The following is a 15,726-nucleotide window of genomic DNA, read 5'->3' as shown; positions in this document are numbered from 1 at the left end:
ATGAAATATAGAAGGTTCGGAAGAACAAATTGGCAAGTGAGTGAAATTGGTTACGGAATGTGGGGAATGGCCGGATGGACAGAATCTGACGATGCACAATCTGCAAAATCACTAGATTTGGCTGTTGAAAATGGGGTTAACTTTTTTGATACTGCTTGGGGATATGGTGAAGGACATAGTGAGGAATTATTGGGTCAGTTAGTAAAAAGACACCCAAATCAAAAAATATACACAGCGAGCAAAATTCCACCCAAAAATTTTCAATGGCCGGCAAAACCAGAATATTCCTTTGACAATTCATACCCTACTTCTCATGTGGTAGAGTATACCGAAAAAACATTAAAGAATTTAAATTTAGAACAAATTGATTTAATGCAATTTCATACCTGGGATGATGGGTGGAGCGACCGCGAAGAATGGCAAAGAGCCATTGAAGACTTAAAAGCTTCTGGTAAAATTTCGGCTATAGGCATTAGTGTAAATAGATGGGAACCTACTAATGGTATTAAGGCATTAAAAACAGGATTGATTGATGCGGTACAGGTTATATATAACATATTTGACCAAGCACCGGAAGATGAACTTTTTCCGTTATGTGAACAAATGGACATTGCAACTATAGCCCGTGTTCCTTTTGATGAAGGCACTTTAACCGGAAACATCTCAAAAGATAGTAAGTGGCCTGAAGGCGATTGGCGAGGTACTTATTTTGTGCCTGAAAATTTAATTTCAAGTGTAGAACATGCAGATAAACTAAGGCCGCTAATTCCTGAGAATATGACCATGGCTGAAATGGCATTGCGTTTTATTATTATGAATAAAAATGTAGGTACTATTATTCCAGGAATGCGTAAAGAGAAAAATGTTTTAGCAAATACTGCAACCAGCGATGGACAGGGCTTAAATGAAAATTTATATAATACATTAAAATCGCACCGTTGGGATCGAGTTCCAACATCATGGTCACAATAAAATTAAAATGACAACACGTAGAAACTTTTTAAAACAAACTAGTTTAGCATCGGCAAGTGCACTTATACTTCCTTCTTGTGGATTTACATCAGATACCACTGAGAAATATGGAGTTCAACTATACACTTTTAGAGATGCAATGGCCAAAGATGCTCTTGCTACACTAAAGCAAATAGCTTCCATCGGAATTGAAGAAATTGAATCGGCTCGTAGCCCAAAAGGACATTATTACGGATTGTCTCCTAGGGATATGAAAAAAGCATGTGAAGACTTAGGTATGAGCTTAAAGAGCGGCCATGTAGCTTTAGATAATAATTTTCAAAAAACTATGGAAGAAGCTGTAGCCTCAGGACAACCCTATTTAATTTGCTCCTCACTTCCTAGTAAAGGTCAAACTATTGACAACTATAAAAAAGTTGCTGAAGCCTTTAATAAAGCTGGTGAAAAATGCAAAAAATTAGGATTAAAATTCGGCTATCACAATCATGAATATGAATTTGAATCGAAAAACGGAAAAGTTCTTTATGATGTTCTTATGGATAATACCGACCCAGATTTAGTGCATATGGAATTAGATTTAGGATGGGTAGTTGTAGCTAAAAAAAATCCTTTAGATTATTTTAAAAAGTATCCAGGCCGTTTTCCACTATGGCATTTAAAAGATATGAATATGACTAAAGAAGAAAGCACCGAATTTGGCAAAGGTGGATTGGATATTAAAAAAATGTTACGCCATAAAAAAGCTTCGGGTGTGAAACATATTTTTATCGAGCAAGAGGAATATACAAGTACGCCTTTTGAGAGCATGCAAGATAACATGACGTACTTGGCAAATCTATAAAAACAATAAAATGAAACAGATATATCTTTTTGCTATTATGGCTACTTTTTTTGTTTCCTGTAAAGCTCAAAATATTGTTGCCGATGGAGCAAAATTAATTTTGGTTTCGGAAGAATTTACCTTTACTGAAGGACCGGCGGTAGCAAAAAATGGAGATGTTTATTTTACAGACCAACCGAATGATAGAATTGTAAAATGGAGTGCTACCGATAATACCGTTTCGGATTGGATGAAACCATCTGGGCGATCAAACGGACTTTACTTCGATGCAGATCAAAATTTAATTTCATGTGCAGATAACAAAAATGAATTATGGAAAATTGATGCCAATAAAAATGTAACTGTTTTAGTAGATAATTATGAAGGTAAGAAATTAGGTGGTCCAAATGATGTATGGATAGCTGCTAATGGAGGAATTTATTTTACAGATCCTTTTTATAAACGACCATGGTGGGATTATACTGAACCAGAAATAAATGCGCGTAGAGTTTATTATGTAACTCCTACAAGCCACGAAATTAAAATTGTTGCAGAAGATTTTGTAATGCCAAATGGCATAATTGGCTCTGCTGATGGCAAAACATTATATATTGCTGATATAGGTGATAAAAAAACGTATGCTTTTGCTGTTAATGAAGATGGTAGTTTAAACAACAGGCAATTATTTGCTGAATTAGGTTCTGATGGAATGACCATAGACAATTTAGGAAATGTATATATGACAGGTGATGGAGTTACTATTTTTGATAAAAATGGTAAGCAAATTAAACAAATTGAAGTGCCAGAAAAATGGACCGCGAATGTAACCTTTGGTGGACCAAATCAGAATATTTTATTCATTACTGCAATGGATTCTATTTACACTTTGGAAATGGCGGTAAATGGAATAACCAAATAGGATTTAACAGTTGATTTTAAAATAAATCTAAATAATGTCCTAAATATTCCATGGTATACGTCATTATAGTGATTAATGATTTATTAAATACTGAATTAAACTAAAATAATCATGAACTGGAAAAACCTATTTGACGAAAATGAGACCCAACAAACTATTGAACGTATCAATAATTTAACATCAGAAACAAAAGGACTATGGGGTAAAATGAGTGTCGCTCAAATGATGGCTCATTGCAATGTTGCCTATGAAATTGTATATACCGACAAGCATCCAAAACCCAATGCGTTTGCACGATTAATGGTCAAGCTATTTGTTAAGAATATTGTAGTTGGGGATAAACCTTATAAAAAAAATTCACCTACCTCCCCTATTTTTAAGATGACTACCGAAAAAGATTTTGAAGTAGAAAAAAAACGTTTGGTTGACCATTTGATTAAAACAAAAGAATTAGGCCCAAAATATTATAACGGTCGTAATAACCCTGCATTTGGAAGCTTAACTGACGAACAATGGAATACCCTTTTTTCAAAACATTTAGAACATCATTTAACGCAATTCGGAGTATAGCATTAGTCTCCATAAAAAAACCGTCTATCAGAAATAGACGGTTTTTTTAATAAGCATAATCTTAAAATGACTACCCTAATTCTTCTTTTAACAAATAGTAAAATGCAGGACGACTTTTCATACGAATACCAGACATTTTATCTGCAACATTTTTAATTGCATTCATAGCTTTGTCTTTGTCGGTCACCCCTAGTTTTTTCTCAACAAAATTTCTACGAACCGTTTCAAGTTCAGATTCATCAGAACCAGAAACTAATGTGGCATCTTTGTTATTCACCATCGATTTTAGACTATTTACATAGCCATCTAATGTATCATTATCGATACTTGAAACACCACATTCGCTTAATTGACTTACCGCAGTAGCCTTTAATTTTGCTAACTTTTCACTTAAATCACTCATTGTAATTGATTTTTTAATGTTAATCGAGTTTTTAAATAAAGAAAGTATAAAAAACACCTTCCATTATCCCCTCTAAGTTATACAATTATTACACAAAAAGCACTTGCCTAATCTGATATTTTTGTCGTTAGCATTGTATTTCACAATGATTTAACTAAAATATAGGTATCTTGAGATTTGTAAGTTTCTAGATTTTATTTAGGGACTTCCCATCATTTAAAATACCTTAAATAATTAGTATCAAACTATTAAAACTGCTCATTTAACTTAAACCAACTAAAATTATGACATCTTATCTTTTTGAATTCATTGGCACTGCATTGTTGATTCTTTTAGGCAATGGCATTGTAGCGAACGCCAATTTAAAAAACACCTTCGGAAATACAGCTGGCTGGGTAGGAATTACTATTGGCTGGGCTATGGCCGTTTTTGTTGGCGTATTTGTTGCAGCCGATGCAAGCGGGGCTCATTTAAATCCGGCCGTAACAATTGCACTTGCTACTGCTGGAAAATTTGCATGGAGTTTAGCTCCGGGGTATATAGTCGCACAAATTTTAGGTGCTATGACGGGAACAACATTAGTATGGTTAAGTTATAAAAAACAATACGAAACCAGTGAGGACCAAGGGGCAATACTAAGTACTTTCGCCACTACTCCGGCCATAAAAAATACATTTTGGAACTTCTTAAGTGAATTCATTGCAACTTTCGCTTTTATTTTAGCTATTTTCTACATTGCAGGTGGTAGCCTAGGGGAAGAGAATATTAAACTAGGCTCTTTAGATGCACTACCTGTAGCATTATTAGTGCTAGCAATAGGCATGAGTCTTGGCGGCACCACAGGATATGCCATTAATCCAGCGCGTGATTTAGGACCAAGAATTATGCATACTATTTTACCTATTGCAAATAAAGGTAAAAGTGCATGGTGGTATGCATGGATTCCTGTAGTAGCTCCAATTTGCGGAGGTATTCTCGCCGCTATCGTTTTTATGGCTATTGAGGTCTAAAAAGGTCGTAACCTTAGCACATTCAATCTTTAATACTTATTATAAAAACTACTACCTTTAAAAATAAAACCACAAATTAATTTTCATGAAACATTTAATTACACTTTTATTATTAACAGGATTTTATTGTAATGCACAAGATCCAAACCGTTTTGCAGAAAGTATCGAAGCTATTCAAAAAAAGTATGATACGCTTTTAGATGCGAATAAAGAAACAATTGTATTCACTGGAAGTTCAAGTGTTCGGATGTGGAAAGATGTTCAAAATAGATTTCCAAATAACCAAATAGTTAATTCTGGTTTTGGTGGTTCACATGCAAGCGATTTACTTGCTAATTTAGATGAACTGGTATTAAACTTTAAACCAAAAAAAGTTTTTATATATGAAGGTGATAATGATATTTCAGCAAAAAAGAGGCCTAAAGATATTATCACTACAACAAACCAAATTATTGAAAAAATAAGACAAAAAAATGGCGATACTGAAGTAATTTTAATTGCCGCAAAACCGAGTATTTCTCGTTGGGAATTAAAAAGACGTTATAAAAAATTAAATCGTAAATATAAAAAGCTCAGTATTAAAGATCCTCTAACAAATTTTGCCGATGTTTGGACTCCCATGATATATAATAGAAATGTTATGCAAGACATTTTTATCGAAGATGGCTTACATATGAATGCAAAAGGCTATGATATATGGTATAATGTGATAAAAAACTATATACCTTAGCATCTTTATAATCTAAACCAAAATTTGCTTTATGAAATCATTTATCATCAAAATATTACTAACCTTCGCATTTGTACTCACGCTTATATCCTGCACGCAAGAAAAGAAAAAACGTGTTTTAAATTTTCCAGAAACTAATTTGAAAAACGAAAATTTAATTCCAAAACCTTTAAAAATTATTCCAACTAATGGTGGATTTGCGTTGGATGAGTTTACAGCAATTTATACCTCAAAAAATGCTGCTGGTTTTGAAGAAATAGGTGATTTTTTAGCGGATAAAATAAAAGCAAAGACCGATATTGATATTCAGGTAAATGTAGATGAAATTCCGGGTAGAGAAGGTGTTATTTACATTAACCAAAGTGATAGCCTAGAATTAGATACACCGGAAGCTTATCAAATTTATATTACTTCCGATTCTGTAATTCTTAATTCAAATTCAGCTGAAGGAGCCTTTAGAGGTATTCAAACACTAAGACAACTTATACCTGAAGTTAGTTCAGACACCTTAGCTGATTATCCTGTATGGACAATACCTACAGGAAAAATATTAGATAGCCCGAATTTCGGATATAGAGGTAGTATGTTAGATGTAGCACGTCATTTCTTTAGTGTTGAAGATGTTAAAAAGTATATTGATCTTTTAGCTTATTACAAGTATAATGTTTTGCATATACACTTAACCGATGATCAAGGTTGGAGAATAGAAATTAAATCGTGGCCCAAATTAACAGAAATAGGCGGTAGCACAGAAGTCGGTGGTGAAAGTGGAGGATTCTATACGCAGGAAGATTATAAAGAAATTGTTGCCTATGCTGCTGAACATTATATAACTATTGTTCCTGAGGTTGATATGCCCGGCCATACGAATGCTGCTTCGGTATCTTATCCATTTTTAAATGGGAATGGGAAGACTCCTAAATTATATGAAGGGATGCATGTAGGTTTCAGTACTTTTGACACAAGAAAAGATACAGTATACGCATTTATTAATGATGTGGTTCGAGAAATTACTGAACTGTCTCCAGGTCCTTATTTTCATGTTGGTGGTGATGAAAGTCATGTGACCAAAAAAAATGATTACATCTATTTTATGGACAAAGTCGTGGAAATTGTAAAGCAACATAACAAGATACCAATTGGCTGGGATGAATTAGCTACAGCTAATGTAGATTCCACTTCTGTTGCTCAATACTGGGGGTCTAAAGAGAATGCTGAGATAGCTGTTAAAAAAGGAATGAAAATAATAATGTCACCAGCTAAAAAAGCATATTTAGATATGGAATATGATACAGAGTCTAAATTTGGTTTGCATTGGGCTGCCTATATTCCTACAGATTCTGCTTATGTATGGTCTCCTGAAGCTTATGATGGAATTCCTTTAGACAATATATTAGGAGTTGAAGCACCATTATGGTCAGAAACTATTAGCGATATTAGTGAAGCTGAATACTTAGCTTTTCCGAGAGCTATTGGCTACTCTGAATTAAGTTGGTCTACGGAAGAAAACCGTGACTGGGAAAATTATAAAGTACGACTGGCGAATCAAGCTCCATATCTAGAGCGCATGAATGTACAGTATTATCCTTCTCCGTTAATTGATTGGAAAAAAAGTAAAAACACTTTTGAAGAAATTAAAAAGGATTAAAAAATTAAGCAACATAAAATATGCCTAAAAAAAGCCTAACAGTAGTGTTAGGCTTCTTCTTTGCTTTTATATTTTAAGCTATTCTTGTTCAGAAGCTTCTTCTTCACCCGCTTCTGAGAAATCACTTATTCCATTTTCATGAAGAATATTATACCATTGAATTACTTTTTTTATATCACTAGAATACACACGGTCCTCGTCGTAATTTGGTAAAACTTCAAAAAAGTATTCTTCTAATTTTAATTTATCAGATTTATGAGGAATTGCAGTTTTTCCTCCTTTTTCTTTAACCTGTATTTTTAGAAATACTTCGCGCAAAGGCAACTCTTCTTCTAATGTATAAATAGCTATCTCTGAAAGTACACTAACATTATTTCTAAGACCTACTGTAATTCTTTTCCCATCTATTAAAGACTCAGCAACAAAACCAGCACGGGTTTGCGTAATCAACTTAAACAATCCGGACTTACCGGCAATTGATAATATTTTATCTAAACTCATTTATTAATTATTTCGGGCCACACCATTTTTTAAAGGCAGGCAAATATGTAATATAAATAGCAAATTAAAAACACTTTTAACGTCCTTTTTTCATCGCAGGAAATTTCATACGATAATCAATCTTGATATTTCCCTTTGAAATATTAGTCAAGCGTTTCTTTAATAAGCGTTTTTTTAGTGACGACAATTTATCTGTAAAAAGGATTCCTTCAATATGATCATATTCGTGTTGAATAACTCTAGCACGAAGGCCATCAAAAGTTTCTTTCTTCTTTTTAAAATTCTCATCTAAATAAGAAATAGTTATGGTATCCTTTCGAGTTACATCTTCACGTACATCCGGTATACTTAAACAACCTTCATTAAATGTAAAATCTTTACCAAATTCTTCTTCAATTACCGCATTAATAAAAACCTTCTTAAAGTCGGACAATTCCTTTTGCTCTTCTTTGCTAAGGCTATCGTCATCAGCAAAAGCACTAGTGTCTATAATAAACAAGCGAATTGCCAATCCAATTTGCGGTGCTGCTAAACCCACTCCACTTGCATTGTACATGGTCTCCCACATGTTTACAATTAGTTCATCCAATTTGGGATAATTTTCATCAATCTCTTTACATTCTTTTTTCAAGACTGGATCGCCATAAGCTACAATAGGTAACATCATCTACTTTCTATTTAAATATGCCTGCAAAATAAGGGTTGCACTAATTTCATCTACAAGAGCTTTATTCTGTCTCTTTTTTTTACCCATTCCTCCAACAACCATAGACGACATTGCCATTTTTGAAGTAAACCGTTCATCTTGTCGTTCGATTGGAATTTCGGGTAATATTTCCATCAATTTTTCAATAAATGATTTAATATCCTTCTCTGACTCTGAAGGTTCATTATTCATTTGTTTTGGTTCGCCAATTACAATTTTTTCCACTACCTCATCACTACTATACGAGACTATAAATGATAACAGTTCTTTTGTGGAAACCGTTGTTAAACCAGATGCAATTAATTGCAATTCATCAGTTACAGCTATACCAGTTCTTTTTCTTCCGTAATCTAAGGCTATAATTCTTCCCAAATAATTTTTATAATGGCGTTCTACTGAAATATTCAGCAAAAATAACCCATATTATGTTATATGTATAAATTTGGTTGAGTAAATCATAATTGAGCGTGTATATTTGCCATCTTCAACAATCATACTTTACAAATCTTATGATGTTCTTATGACTTGTTGAAAGAACTGGCAGATTTTACAAATATTAAAAGTCTGTTGAAATATTAAATAACGGAATTCAATTTAAAATGACAGAACTACAACAAACAATAGAAAAAGCTTGGGAAAACAGAGAGCTTTTAAAAGAAACTGCAACACAAGATGCCATTAGAGAAGTAATAAATCTCCTTGATGCTGGTGAATTACGCTGTGCTGAACCAACCGCTAATGCATGGCAAATTAACGAATGGGTTAAAAAAGGTGTAGTTCTATATTTTCCAATTCAAAAAATGGAAACCCTTGAAGCGGGGATTTTTGAATACCATGATAAAATTCCATTAAAACGTGGGTATAAAGAAAAAGGGATTCGAGTTGTACCTCATGCAGTTGCAAGACATGGTGCGTATATCTCTGCTGGTACAATATTAATGCCTAGTTATGTAAATATTGGTGCCTATGTTGATGAAGGTACTATGGTAGATACTTGGGCAACTGTGGGTAGTTGTGCTCAAATTGGCAAAAATGTTCACCTTAGTGGTGGAGTAGGCATTGGTGGCGTTTTAGAGCCCTTACAAGCTGCTCCTGTAATTATTGAGGACAATGCTTTTATTGGCAGTCGATGTATTGTGGTAGAAGGTGTTCGTGTTGAAAGTGAAGCTGTTCTTGGCGCTAATGTTGTATTGACAGCTTCGACAAAAATTATTGATGTTACTGGTGATTCACCGGTTGAAATGAAAGGACGAGTACCAGCTAGATCTGTAGTTATTCCGGGTAGCTATACTAAAAAATTCCCAGCAGGTGACTTTCAAGTCCCATGTGCTTTAATTATCGGAACTAGAAAAGAGAGCACCAATAAAAAAACATCCCTTAATGACGCTTTGCGGGAGTATGATGTAGCGGTGTAAAACCTTATTTTAGATTAATGAAAATATTGCTCGTACAGCAAAAAATGATTGGTGACGTTTTAGTCAGTTCATTGCTGTGCGAGCATATTAAAGAGCATCTTCCACAAGCCGAAGTACATTATGTAATTGAAGAGCACACCACTGCAGTAGTGGAACAAAATCCATATATAGATAAAATTGTACTTTTTAGAAAATCATATAAAAATTGTAAGCGAGAGTTCTACGCTTTTCTAAAAAATATTAAAGGTGAAAATTATGATGTCACCATTGATGTATACGGCAAAATTGAAAGCAATCTTATCTCGTATTTTTCCAATGCACCTATAAAAATTGCTTATCCAAAATGGCGTTCCAAATTTATTTATAGCCATCTTATCCCCATAAAGACTAGACAACCGGATAACACTTTTACTACTATTGATGATCGCTTAGCCCTACTCTCCCCAATTATTTCAGAAAACCTAGATGCCTCCAAAAGACCTAAAATTTATCTTAATGAAAAGGAAATAATTGAAGCTCAAGAATTCTTGCGATTACATAAAATTGACATTAACAAATCGCTAATTATGTTAGGAGTTTTGGGTAGTGGTGAAAGTAAGACCTACCCTTTAAATTACATGGCGCAACTAATTGATCTTATTGCAGATCAGACGGATGCCACCCTCTTATTTAATTACATTCCATCGCAGGCAAATGAAGCTAAAATGGTATATGATTTATGTAAAGAATCAACAAAGAACCGAATTGCATTAGATACTTTTGCACCTAATCTAAGAAAATTTATTGCGCTGTTAAACTGTTGTGATTTCTATATTGGTAACGAAGGTGGTAGTACAAATATGGCTAAAGCATTGGGGGTACCAACATTTTCTATTTTCGCTCCCTGGATTGATAAAATTGGCTGGAGTACTTTTGCTGATGAAAAAAATTTAAGCATACATGTTGCCGATTACTTTTCAGAAGAGTTAAATGAAATGCCCAAAAAGAAACTCAAGAAAGAATCAAGAGTGCTTTACAAACTCTTAAAGCCTGAAAATTTTCAAGACAAGCTGATTAATTTTCTATCCAATAAGTATAAATAGTCTTTTATAAATTAGTTGATAAAAAATAGAAGATATACTTTCAATTATATTGATTTGTTTTTTTGAAGTATTTATCAAGAACCATTAAAGAAATTAAATCTTCTATTTTTTTATTTTCAAATTGAGCAACATATGCATTTGATTGTTTAATAATACAATTTGCAGCATCCGGATTATTAATATAGTATTCTAATTTTTCTTCTAAATCAGAATAATCATCTTTTAGTAATACATAATGGTAATCTGGTTTTAAAAGCCCTTCCATAAACCATGTTTCAAATTTAGGTTTTGGCATTACAACCAAGGAGTTAGAAGACATTATCCATTTTAGATTACTGGCAACATCATTTCCCTCTAGTGATAAAATAAACTTATACTCCAGTTGCTCTCCAATTGACATTTTATCTACCAACCATTGTGCATCAAGTGCATTATCATTAGCCATACCCACATCGCACATTGGATGGTTAAAGTATTTCTCTAAAAATCGAATTCTACCCGGATGTTCTTTTAATACACTACCTCTAAAGACTAACTTGTTTTTCTTTTCTGAGAATCGTTTATCATTTTTAATAAATAAAAAATGCCGTACTTTATTGAGTTTTAAAACTACTGAATTTGCGTTATCACCTAAAATGGGTCTACTTTTAACGAAACTTGGTTCTTGAGGAATATGTGTAATATCTCCAAATAAAAAATGTCCTTTTAAAATTTGATTGAAATACCTACTGTATTCATATAAATCAAAATAATAAGTTTTGAGACTGTTTTTTATAGTTAGATCAGATAATTTCTGAGTTGTAGAAGATAAATCAATTGAATTTACCAGTTTATTATAATATTCTACTCTAAATCTTATACTCCTAATTTCTTCATTATTAAATGATTCTATTGATTTCAACTTACCTTCTAACCTTTTTTGATGAAATTTTACGGGTATTAATTGCCGTATATAATTAATAATATAAAATTCTACTTTATTGTTCTTATTCTTATAAAACAATCTATTTATCATAATGATAAAAGTATTTTTTAGGTTCTATGCGATAAATAACACGAGAAATGATTTCCTTTTAAACCCTCCTTTTTAAATATAGAATTATGTAGTTCTTAAAATTTAAATTCTTTTCTAACCAATAAAACTTGGTAGGCCTCAATAAGAATTTTCCAATCGTTTTTAAGCATGTAAGCAATTACCGTTTTTCCCTTACCACCATTGGGCAACCTGCAATCATCAATTAACACAATAGTATTCTCATGTAATTGGTTTTCTATGGCCATAAATTCTTTTAAGTGATGTTCTTGACTCAATCTTTGAACTTCTAAGTCTTTACTATAATCGTAACTATCTAAGTATAAAAAATCAACTTTTTCTTTAAAATTTTTCAAGAATAACAAAGAATCTGATAAATGAACAGTTACATGATTATTTAATTCTTGAGCATCCACTTCGGCTTGTGAACCTTTTACCGAATCTTCACTTATATCTACAGAATGCATAAAAGCACCATTCTCTTTTGCCCACTTACCAAATACAATAGTAGCTGCTCCATCACCTTTCGCTCCTTTTAAACCTGCTCTTGAAGTTCCCGTTTCAACAATCATCTTAGCATTTGTTTTTTCTAATAAATCCAGAACCTTTCTAAAGGTAACTCTACGTTTACCAAAGTTATATTTATAAGGCATAAAGGGTGTTAATGGTCTGTATTTTAAAAATTTAACCATAGCATATACAATTAAGACTATAGCTACTATCCAAAGAAAAATATACATGCTTTGACAATTTTTAGGTTGATTAGAAGAAAAACTAAACTTGGCTAAAAATAATTGATTGGACCCGTGTATCCTAAATTCAGCTAAAATATGTGTAATAAAGTTTATAACTATCTTTGATTCTTAAAAGGAAATCTTAAGTATGAGAGTCGGTTTTGATGCCAAAAGAATATTTCATAACAACACCGGACTTGGTAATTATGGTAGGGATGTTATAAGAATACTCCATAAATATACCCCTGTAGACAAATTCATCCTTTACAATACCAAACCATCAAAAACAGAACGTCTTAAAATTCTTAATCGTGTTTTAGTGCGCTACCCAAATCGCAAATTTTGGAGAACATTTTCATCCCTATGGCGACTTGGAGCCGTTAGTGACCAAATTGCAGATGATAATGTTCAAATTTATCACGGGCTGTCAGGTGAAACTCCTGTTGGGTTAAAAGAAAGAGGTATTGCCTCAATAGTTACCATTCATGACCTTATTTTTTTAAGTCACCCACATTATTATTTCTGGATTGATAGATTAGTCTACAAGAGAAAATTTAATCATGCTGCTAGAACAGCTGAGAAAGTTATTGCAATAAGTGAGCAGACGAAACGCGATATCGTAAAATATTTAAAAATAGACTCTAATAAAATAAGTGTGGTTTACCAAGGTTGCAACGATGCTTACAAAATGGAGTATAGTTCCAATCAAAAGAAAGAAGTAGCTAAGAGATACAATTTACCATCTCAATTTATATTGAATGTTGGTACATTACAAGAAAGGAAAAATGCCCTGGCAATTGTAAAAGCTATTAAAGATAGCAAGTACACTTTGGTCTTAGTTGGTGGTGAAAAGAAATATGCTTCTAAAATTAGAGATTATATCAAAGAACACAATCTTACAGAACAGGTTGTATTTTTAAAAAATGTACCCGTCGTAGACTTGGCTATAATTTATCAATTAGCAACTGTTTTTTGTTATCCATCAATATGTGAAGGTTTTGGAATACCTATTATAGAAGCACTTTTTAGCAAAACACCAGTAATCACTTCTAAAGGCAGCTGCTTTCCGGAAGCCGGCGGACCTTCATCGCTATACATTAATCCTCTTGACCAAGGTATGTTACGGGAGAAAATTGATTTATTATTCAATGATATCCCCTTGCGGAATGAAATTATTGATAATGGCTACAAATTTGTACAAAAGTTTACAGACGAGTTAGTAGCTAATAATATTTATGATGTTTACAAAGAAGTTATAGGCGATACTAACTTGGTTGTTAAGGAAAAGACTAAACTTTCTGCGGTGATGATAACTTATAACGAAATTGAACATATTGCCGAAGTTCTAGAGAACTTGAGCTTTGCTGATGAAATAATTATCGTTGATTCATTTAGTACAGATGGTACTATTGAATGTATTGAGAAGCACAAAAATGTAAAACTGATAAAGCGACCATTCAAAAATTTTACAGATCAGAAATCTTTTGCTTTAGAACAGGCCAACAATGATTGGGTGTTATTTATGGATGCTGATGAAAGAGTTACCAATAACCTAAAACACGAAATTTTAGATACCATTAATAATAAAGAAAAAATAGCAAGTGCCTATTTTTTCTACAGAACATTTATGTTTGAAGATGAAGTATTGCAGTATAGTGGTTGGCAAACAGATAAAAATTATCGCCTATTCAGAAAGAGTAAAGCTCGTTTCACCCAAGATAGAATTGTTCACGAAACGCTAATTGTTAATGGTGAATCTAATAACCTCCATCATAAGCTTATTCATTATTCTTATAAAAATTATGATGATTATAAAAGTAAGATGGTTAAATATGGTAAAATGAAAGCGCAAGAAGAAGCATCAAAAAGCTATTCTCCTAATATTTATCATTTTGTTTTTAGACCATTCTATAAATTTGTGTACCATTATATTTTTCGATTAGGAATTTTAGATGGCAAAAAAGGTCTAATTATCTGTTATCTAAACGCATATGGTGTTCATGCTCGATATAAAGAGCTAAAAAGATTAAAAAAACAGCTGTAGCTAATAACTACAAATTCCGAGGTCTCTTCTATATCAATTAGTACTAGAATTATTTTAAAAAGGATTACAAAAAAGTATAAGTACATAATTTTTTATCCTTTTTACAGTTATAGATACGTATGCATTCATTTGAAAAAAATAGGAAAAATCTTACAGCGCTTATTATTACCTATAACGAAATAGGATATATCGAAAAGTGCATAGAATCAATTTTATTCGCAGACGAAATAATAGTCGTCGATTCTTACAGTACAGATGGAACCTACGAATATTTAGTAAACCACCCGAGGGTTAAGGTAATTCAGAAGACATTTGAAAATTTTACCAATCAAAAAGCCTTTGCTCTCGCGCAGGCCTCATATGACTGGATTCTTTTTAATGATGCCGATGAAATAGTTACTAACCCATTACGAAAAGAAATAGAAAATGTACTTTATTCTAAAAATACTGCTAGTGCATATTGGTTCTACAAAAAATTCATGTTCAAGAATAAACCCTTGAATTTTTGCGCTTGGCGTAGTGATAAAAACTATAGATTATTCAAAAAATCTAAAGTTAAATTTACGACAAGTAGAATTGTTCATGAAACCCTTGAAGTAGAAGGTAAAACCGCTATTTTTAAAGAAAAATTAATTCATTACTCTTATAAGGATTATAACGACTACAAGGGTAAAATGCTTTCTTATGGTAGATTTAAAGCTAAAGAAGACTATTTAAATGATAAGCAATTTTCCTACTTATGCTTGTTAATAAAACCAATCTGGAAATTCTCTTATCATTTTTTAATCCGTCTTGGCTTTCTAGATACTAAAAAAGGTTTTATTGTTAGCTATCTAGCTGCACTTGGTGAAAATGAGCGCTATATTGAGTTGAGAAAATTACAAGCAACTCCAACACCAGTGTTCAACTATAAACATGTAGAAGTCTAATCCGTTTATTCCTTACAACTTCCATCTATTTTCTATACAGAGTATATGTTCTTTAAGTAAACTCAGGTATCTTTGTCGCTTAAAAAGCGCTATATCTATTAGTTTTATTACGACATGCCTAAAAACTCTTGTGAAATTTCGATAATAATTATCAATTATAATTCATCAGAATACACACTAAAAAGTGTAATGAATTTGCTTGAGAAAACT

Annotated in this window: 17 protein-coding genes; 11 read left to right on the top strand and 6 right to left on the bottom strand. The window is 32.5% G+C overall.

The features are described from left to right. From ABJF52_RS19375 to ABJF52_RS19360, 4 genes are all read left to right on the top strand, one after another. Positions 1-972 carry an aldo/keto reductase gene (locus tag ABJF52_RS19375; protein ID WP_348153893.1) on the top strand — a complete coding sequence of 324 codons (972 nt, stop codon included), beginning with the start codon at positions 1-3 and terminating at the stop codon, positions 970-972. 7 nt (positions 973-979) lie between these two features. Next, positions 980-1,813, top strand: coding sequence for a sugar phosphate isomerase/epimerase (locus ABJF52_RS19370; RefSeq protein WP_348153891.1), 834 nt, complete (start codon positions 980-982; stop codon positions 1,811-1,813). A 10-nt stretch (positions 1,814-1,823) separates the two neighbouring features. Continuing rightward, on the top strand, positions 1,824-2,711 hold the full coding sequence (locus tag ABJF52_RS19365; RefSeq protein WP_348153890.1) for an SMP-30/gluconolactonase/LRE family protein: 888 nt from the start codon (positions 1,824-1,826) through the stop codon (positions 2,709-2,711). A gap of 111 nt (positions 2,712-2,822) precedes the next feature. Then, positions 2,823-3,281, top strand: coding sequence for a DUF1569 domain-containing protein (locus ABJF52_RS19360; RefSeq protein WP_348153888.1), 459 nt, complete (start codon positions 2,823-2,825; stop codon positions 3,279-3,281). A 70-nt stretch (positions 3,282-3,351) separates the two neighbouring features. Here ABJF52_RS19360 and ABJF52_RS19355 read toward each other — a convergent pair whose 3' ends face one another. Next, positions 3,352-3,684 (bottom strand): DUF2853 family protein, encoded by a 333-nt coding sequence (locus ABJF52_RS19355; protein ID WP_348153886.1) that lies wholly within the window; start codon positions 3,682-3,684, stop codon positions 3,352-3,354. Positions 3,685-3,968: 284 nt separating this feature from the next. Between ABJF52_RS19355 and ABJF52_RS19350 the strand changes: the two genes are divergently transcribed. The 3 genes from ABJF52_RS19350 to ABJF52_RS19340 all read left to right on the top strand — a co-directional run bounded on the left by ABJF52_RS19350 (position 3,969) and on the right by ABJF52_RS19340 (position 7,072). Further along, entirely contained in the window at positions 3,969-4,694 is a 726-nt protein-coding gene (locus ABJF52_RS19350) for an MIP/aquaporin family protein (protein WP_348153884.1), read from the top strand. An 85-nt stretch (positions 4,695-4,779) separates the two neighbouring features. Beyond that, complete coding sequence (locus ABJF52_RS19345) at positions 4,780-5,424, top strand: GDSL-type esterase/lipase family protein (protein WP_348153883.1); 645 nt, start codon at positions 4,780-4,782, stop codon at positions 5,422-5,424. A 31-nt stretch (positions 5,425-5,455) separates the two neighbouring features. After that, the gene (locus tag ABJF52_RS19340) at positions 5,456-7,072 is read left to right on the top strand and encodes a family 20 glycosylhydrolase (protein ID WP_348153881.1); all 1,617 of its coding nucleotides are present in this window, start codon (positions 5,456-5,458) and stop codon (positions 7,070-7,072) included. Positions 7,073-7,150: 78 nt separating this feature from the next. Here the strand turns inward: ABJF52_RS19340 and ABJF52_RS19335 are convergent, their stop codons facing one another. From ABJF52_RS19335 to ruvX, 3 genes are all read right to left on the bottom strand, one after another. After that, complete coding sequence (locus ABJF52_RS19335; protein WP_348153880.1) at positions 7,151-7,573, bottom strand: DUF5606 domain-containing protein; 423 nt, start codon at positions 7,571-7,573, stop codon at positions 7,151-7,153. A gap of 76 nt (positions 7,574-7,649) precedes the next feature. Continuing rightward, the gene (def, locus tag ABJF52_RS19330; protein WP_348153878.1) at positions 7,650-8,240 is read right to left on the bottom strand and encodes a peptide deformylase; all 591 of its coding nucleotides are present in this window, start codon (positions 8,238-8,240) and stop codon (positions 7,650-7,652) included. After that, positions 8,241-8,651, bottom strand: a complete 411-nt coding sequence (gene ruvX / locus ABJF52_RS19325) for a Holliday junction resolvase RuvX (protein ID WP_348153933.1) — start codon at positions 8,649-8,651, stop codon at positions 8,241-8,243. It abuts the gene before it with no gap. Positions 8,652-8,878: 227 nt separating this feature from the next. Here ruvX and ABJF52_RS19320 point away from each other — a divergent pair, with 227 nt between their 5' ends. Then, positions 8,879-9,694: a 2,3,4,5-tetrahydropyridine-2,6-dicarboxylate N-succinyltransferase gene (locus tag ABJF52_RS19320; RefSeq protein WP_348153876.1), complete on the top strand. Its 816-nt coding sequence runs from the start codon at positions 8,879-8,881 to the stop codon at positions 9,692-9,694. Positions 9,695-9,711: 17 nt separating this feature from the next. Further along, entirely contained in the window at positions 9,712-10,776 is a 1,065-nt protein-coding gene (locus ABJF52_RS19315) for a glycosyltransferase family 9 protein (protein WP_348153874.1), read from the top strand. Positions 10,777-10,816: 40 nt separating this feature from the next. On the opposite strand, the gene ABJF52_RS19310 is transcribed toward ABJF52_RS19315, so the two are convergent. Together ABJF52_RS19310 and ABJF52_RS19305 are read right to left on the bottom strand one after the other, a co-directional pair. Continuing rightward, entirely contained in the window at positions 10,817-11,791 is a 975-nt protein-coding gene (locus ABJF52_RS19310; protein WP_348153872.1) for a glycosyl transferase family 90, read from the bottom strand. Between the two features lie 95 nt (positions 11,792-11,886). After that, complete coding sequence (locus tag ABJF52_RS19305; RefSeq protein WP_348153870.1) at positions 11,887-12,549, bottom strand: class I SAM-dependent methyltransferase; 663 nt, start codon at positions 12,547-12,549, stop codon at positions 11,887-11,889. A 142-nt stretch (positions 12,550-12,691) separates the two neighbouring features. On the opposite strand from ABJF52_RS19305, the gene ABJF52_RS19300 reads away from it, so the two are divergent. Both ABJF52_RS19300 and ABJF52_RS19295 read left to right on the top strand, forming a co-directional pair. Then, positions 12,692-14,587 carry a glycosyltransferase gene (locus tag ABJF52_RS19300; protein ID WP_348153868.1) on the top strand — a complete coding sequence of 632 codons (1,896 nt, stop codon included), beginning with the start codon at positions 12,692-12,694 and terminating at the stop codon, positions 14,585-14,587. 119 nt (positions 14,588-14,706) lie between these two features. Further along, positions 14,707-15,516: a glycosyltransferase family 2 protein gene (locus tag ABJF52_RS19295; RefSeq protein WP_348153866.1), complete on the top strand. Its 810-nt coding sequence runs from the start codon at positions 14,707-14,709 to the stop codon at positions 15,514-15,516. Positions 15,517-15,726 lie beyond the last annotated feature (210 nt).

Origin of the sequence: Aurantibacter sp. (assembly GCF_039941195.1) — a bacterium.
GTDB lineage: Bacteria > Bacteroidota > Bacteroidia > Flavobacteriales > Flavobacteriaceae > Aurantibacter_A.
This window is presented reverse-complemented; position numbering and strand designations above follow the sequence as displayed.

Coding starts and splice junctions, on each gene's coding strand:
- ABJF52_RS19355 (WP_348153886.1), bottom strand. CDS start 3,684: ATGAGTGATTTAAGTGAAAAGTTAGCAAAATTAAAGGCTACTGCGGTA.
- ABJF52_RS19350 (WP_348153884.1), top strand. CDS start 3,969: ATGACATCTTATCTTTTTGAATTCATTGGCACTGCATTGTTGATTCTT.
- ABJF52_RS19305 (WP_348153870.1), bottom strand. CDS start 12,549: ATGTATATTTTTCTTTGGATAGTAGCTATAGTCTTAATTGTATATGCT.
- def (WP_348153878.1), bottom strand. CDS start 8,240: ATGATGTTACCTATTGTAGCTTATGGCGATCCAGTCTTGAAAAAAGAA.
- ABJF52_RS19300 (WP_348153868.1), top strand. CDS start 12,692: ATGAGAGTCGGTTTTGATGCCAAAAGAATATTTCATAACAACACCGGA.
- ABJF52_RS19345 (WP_348153883.1), top strand. CDS start 4,780: ATGAAACATTTAATTACACTTTTATTATTAACAGGATTTTATTGTAAT.
- ABJF52_RS19340 (WP_348153881.1), top strand. CDS start 5,456: ATGAAATCATTTATCATCAAAATATTACTAACCTTCGCATTTGTACTC.
- ABJF52_RS19360 (WP_348153888.1), top strand. CDS start 2,823: ATGAACTGGAAAAACCTATTTGACGAAAATGAGACCCAACAAACTATT.
- ABJF52_RS19365 (WP_348153890.1), top strand. CDS start 1,824: ATGAAACAGATATATCTTTTTGCTATTATGGCTACTTTTTTTGTTTCC.
- ABJF52_RS19320 (WP_348153876.1), top strand. CDS start 8,879: ATGACAGAACTACAACAAACAATAGAAAAAGCTTGGGAAAACAGAGAG.
- ABJF52_RS19295 (WP_348153866.1), top strand. CDS start 14,707: ATGCATTCATTTGAAAAAAATAGGAAAAATCTTACAGCGCTTATTATT.
- ABJF52_RS19315 (WP_348153874.1), top strand. CDS start 9,712: ATGAAAATATTGCTCGTACAGCAAAAAATGATTGGTGACGTTTTAGTC.
- ABJF52_RS19375 (WP_348153893.1), top strand. CDS start 1: ATGAAATATAGAAGGTTCGGAAGAACAAATTGGCAAGTGAGTGAAATT.
- ABJF52_RS19310 (WP_348153872.1), bottom strand. CDS start 11,791: ATGATAAATAGATTGTTTTATAAGAATAAGAACAATAAAGTAGAATTT.
- ABJF52_RS19370 (WP_348153891.1), top strand. CDS start 980: ATGACAACACGTAGAAACTTTTTAAAACAAACTAGTTTAGCATCGGCA.
- ABJF52_RS19335 (WP_348153880.1), bottom strand. CDS start 7,573: ATGAGTTTAGATAAAATATTATCAATTGCCGGTAAGTCCGGATTGTTT.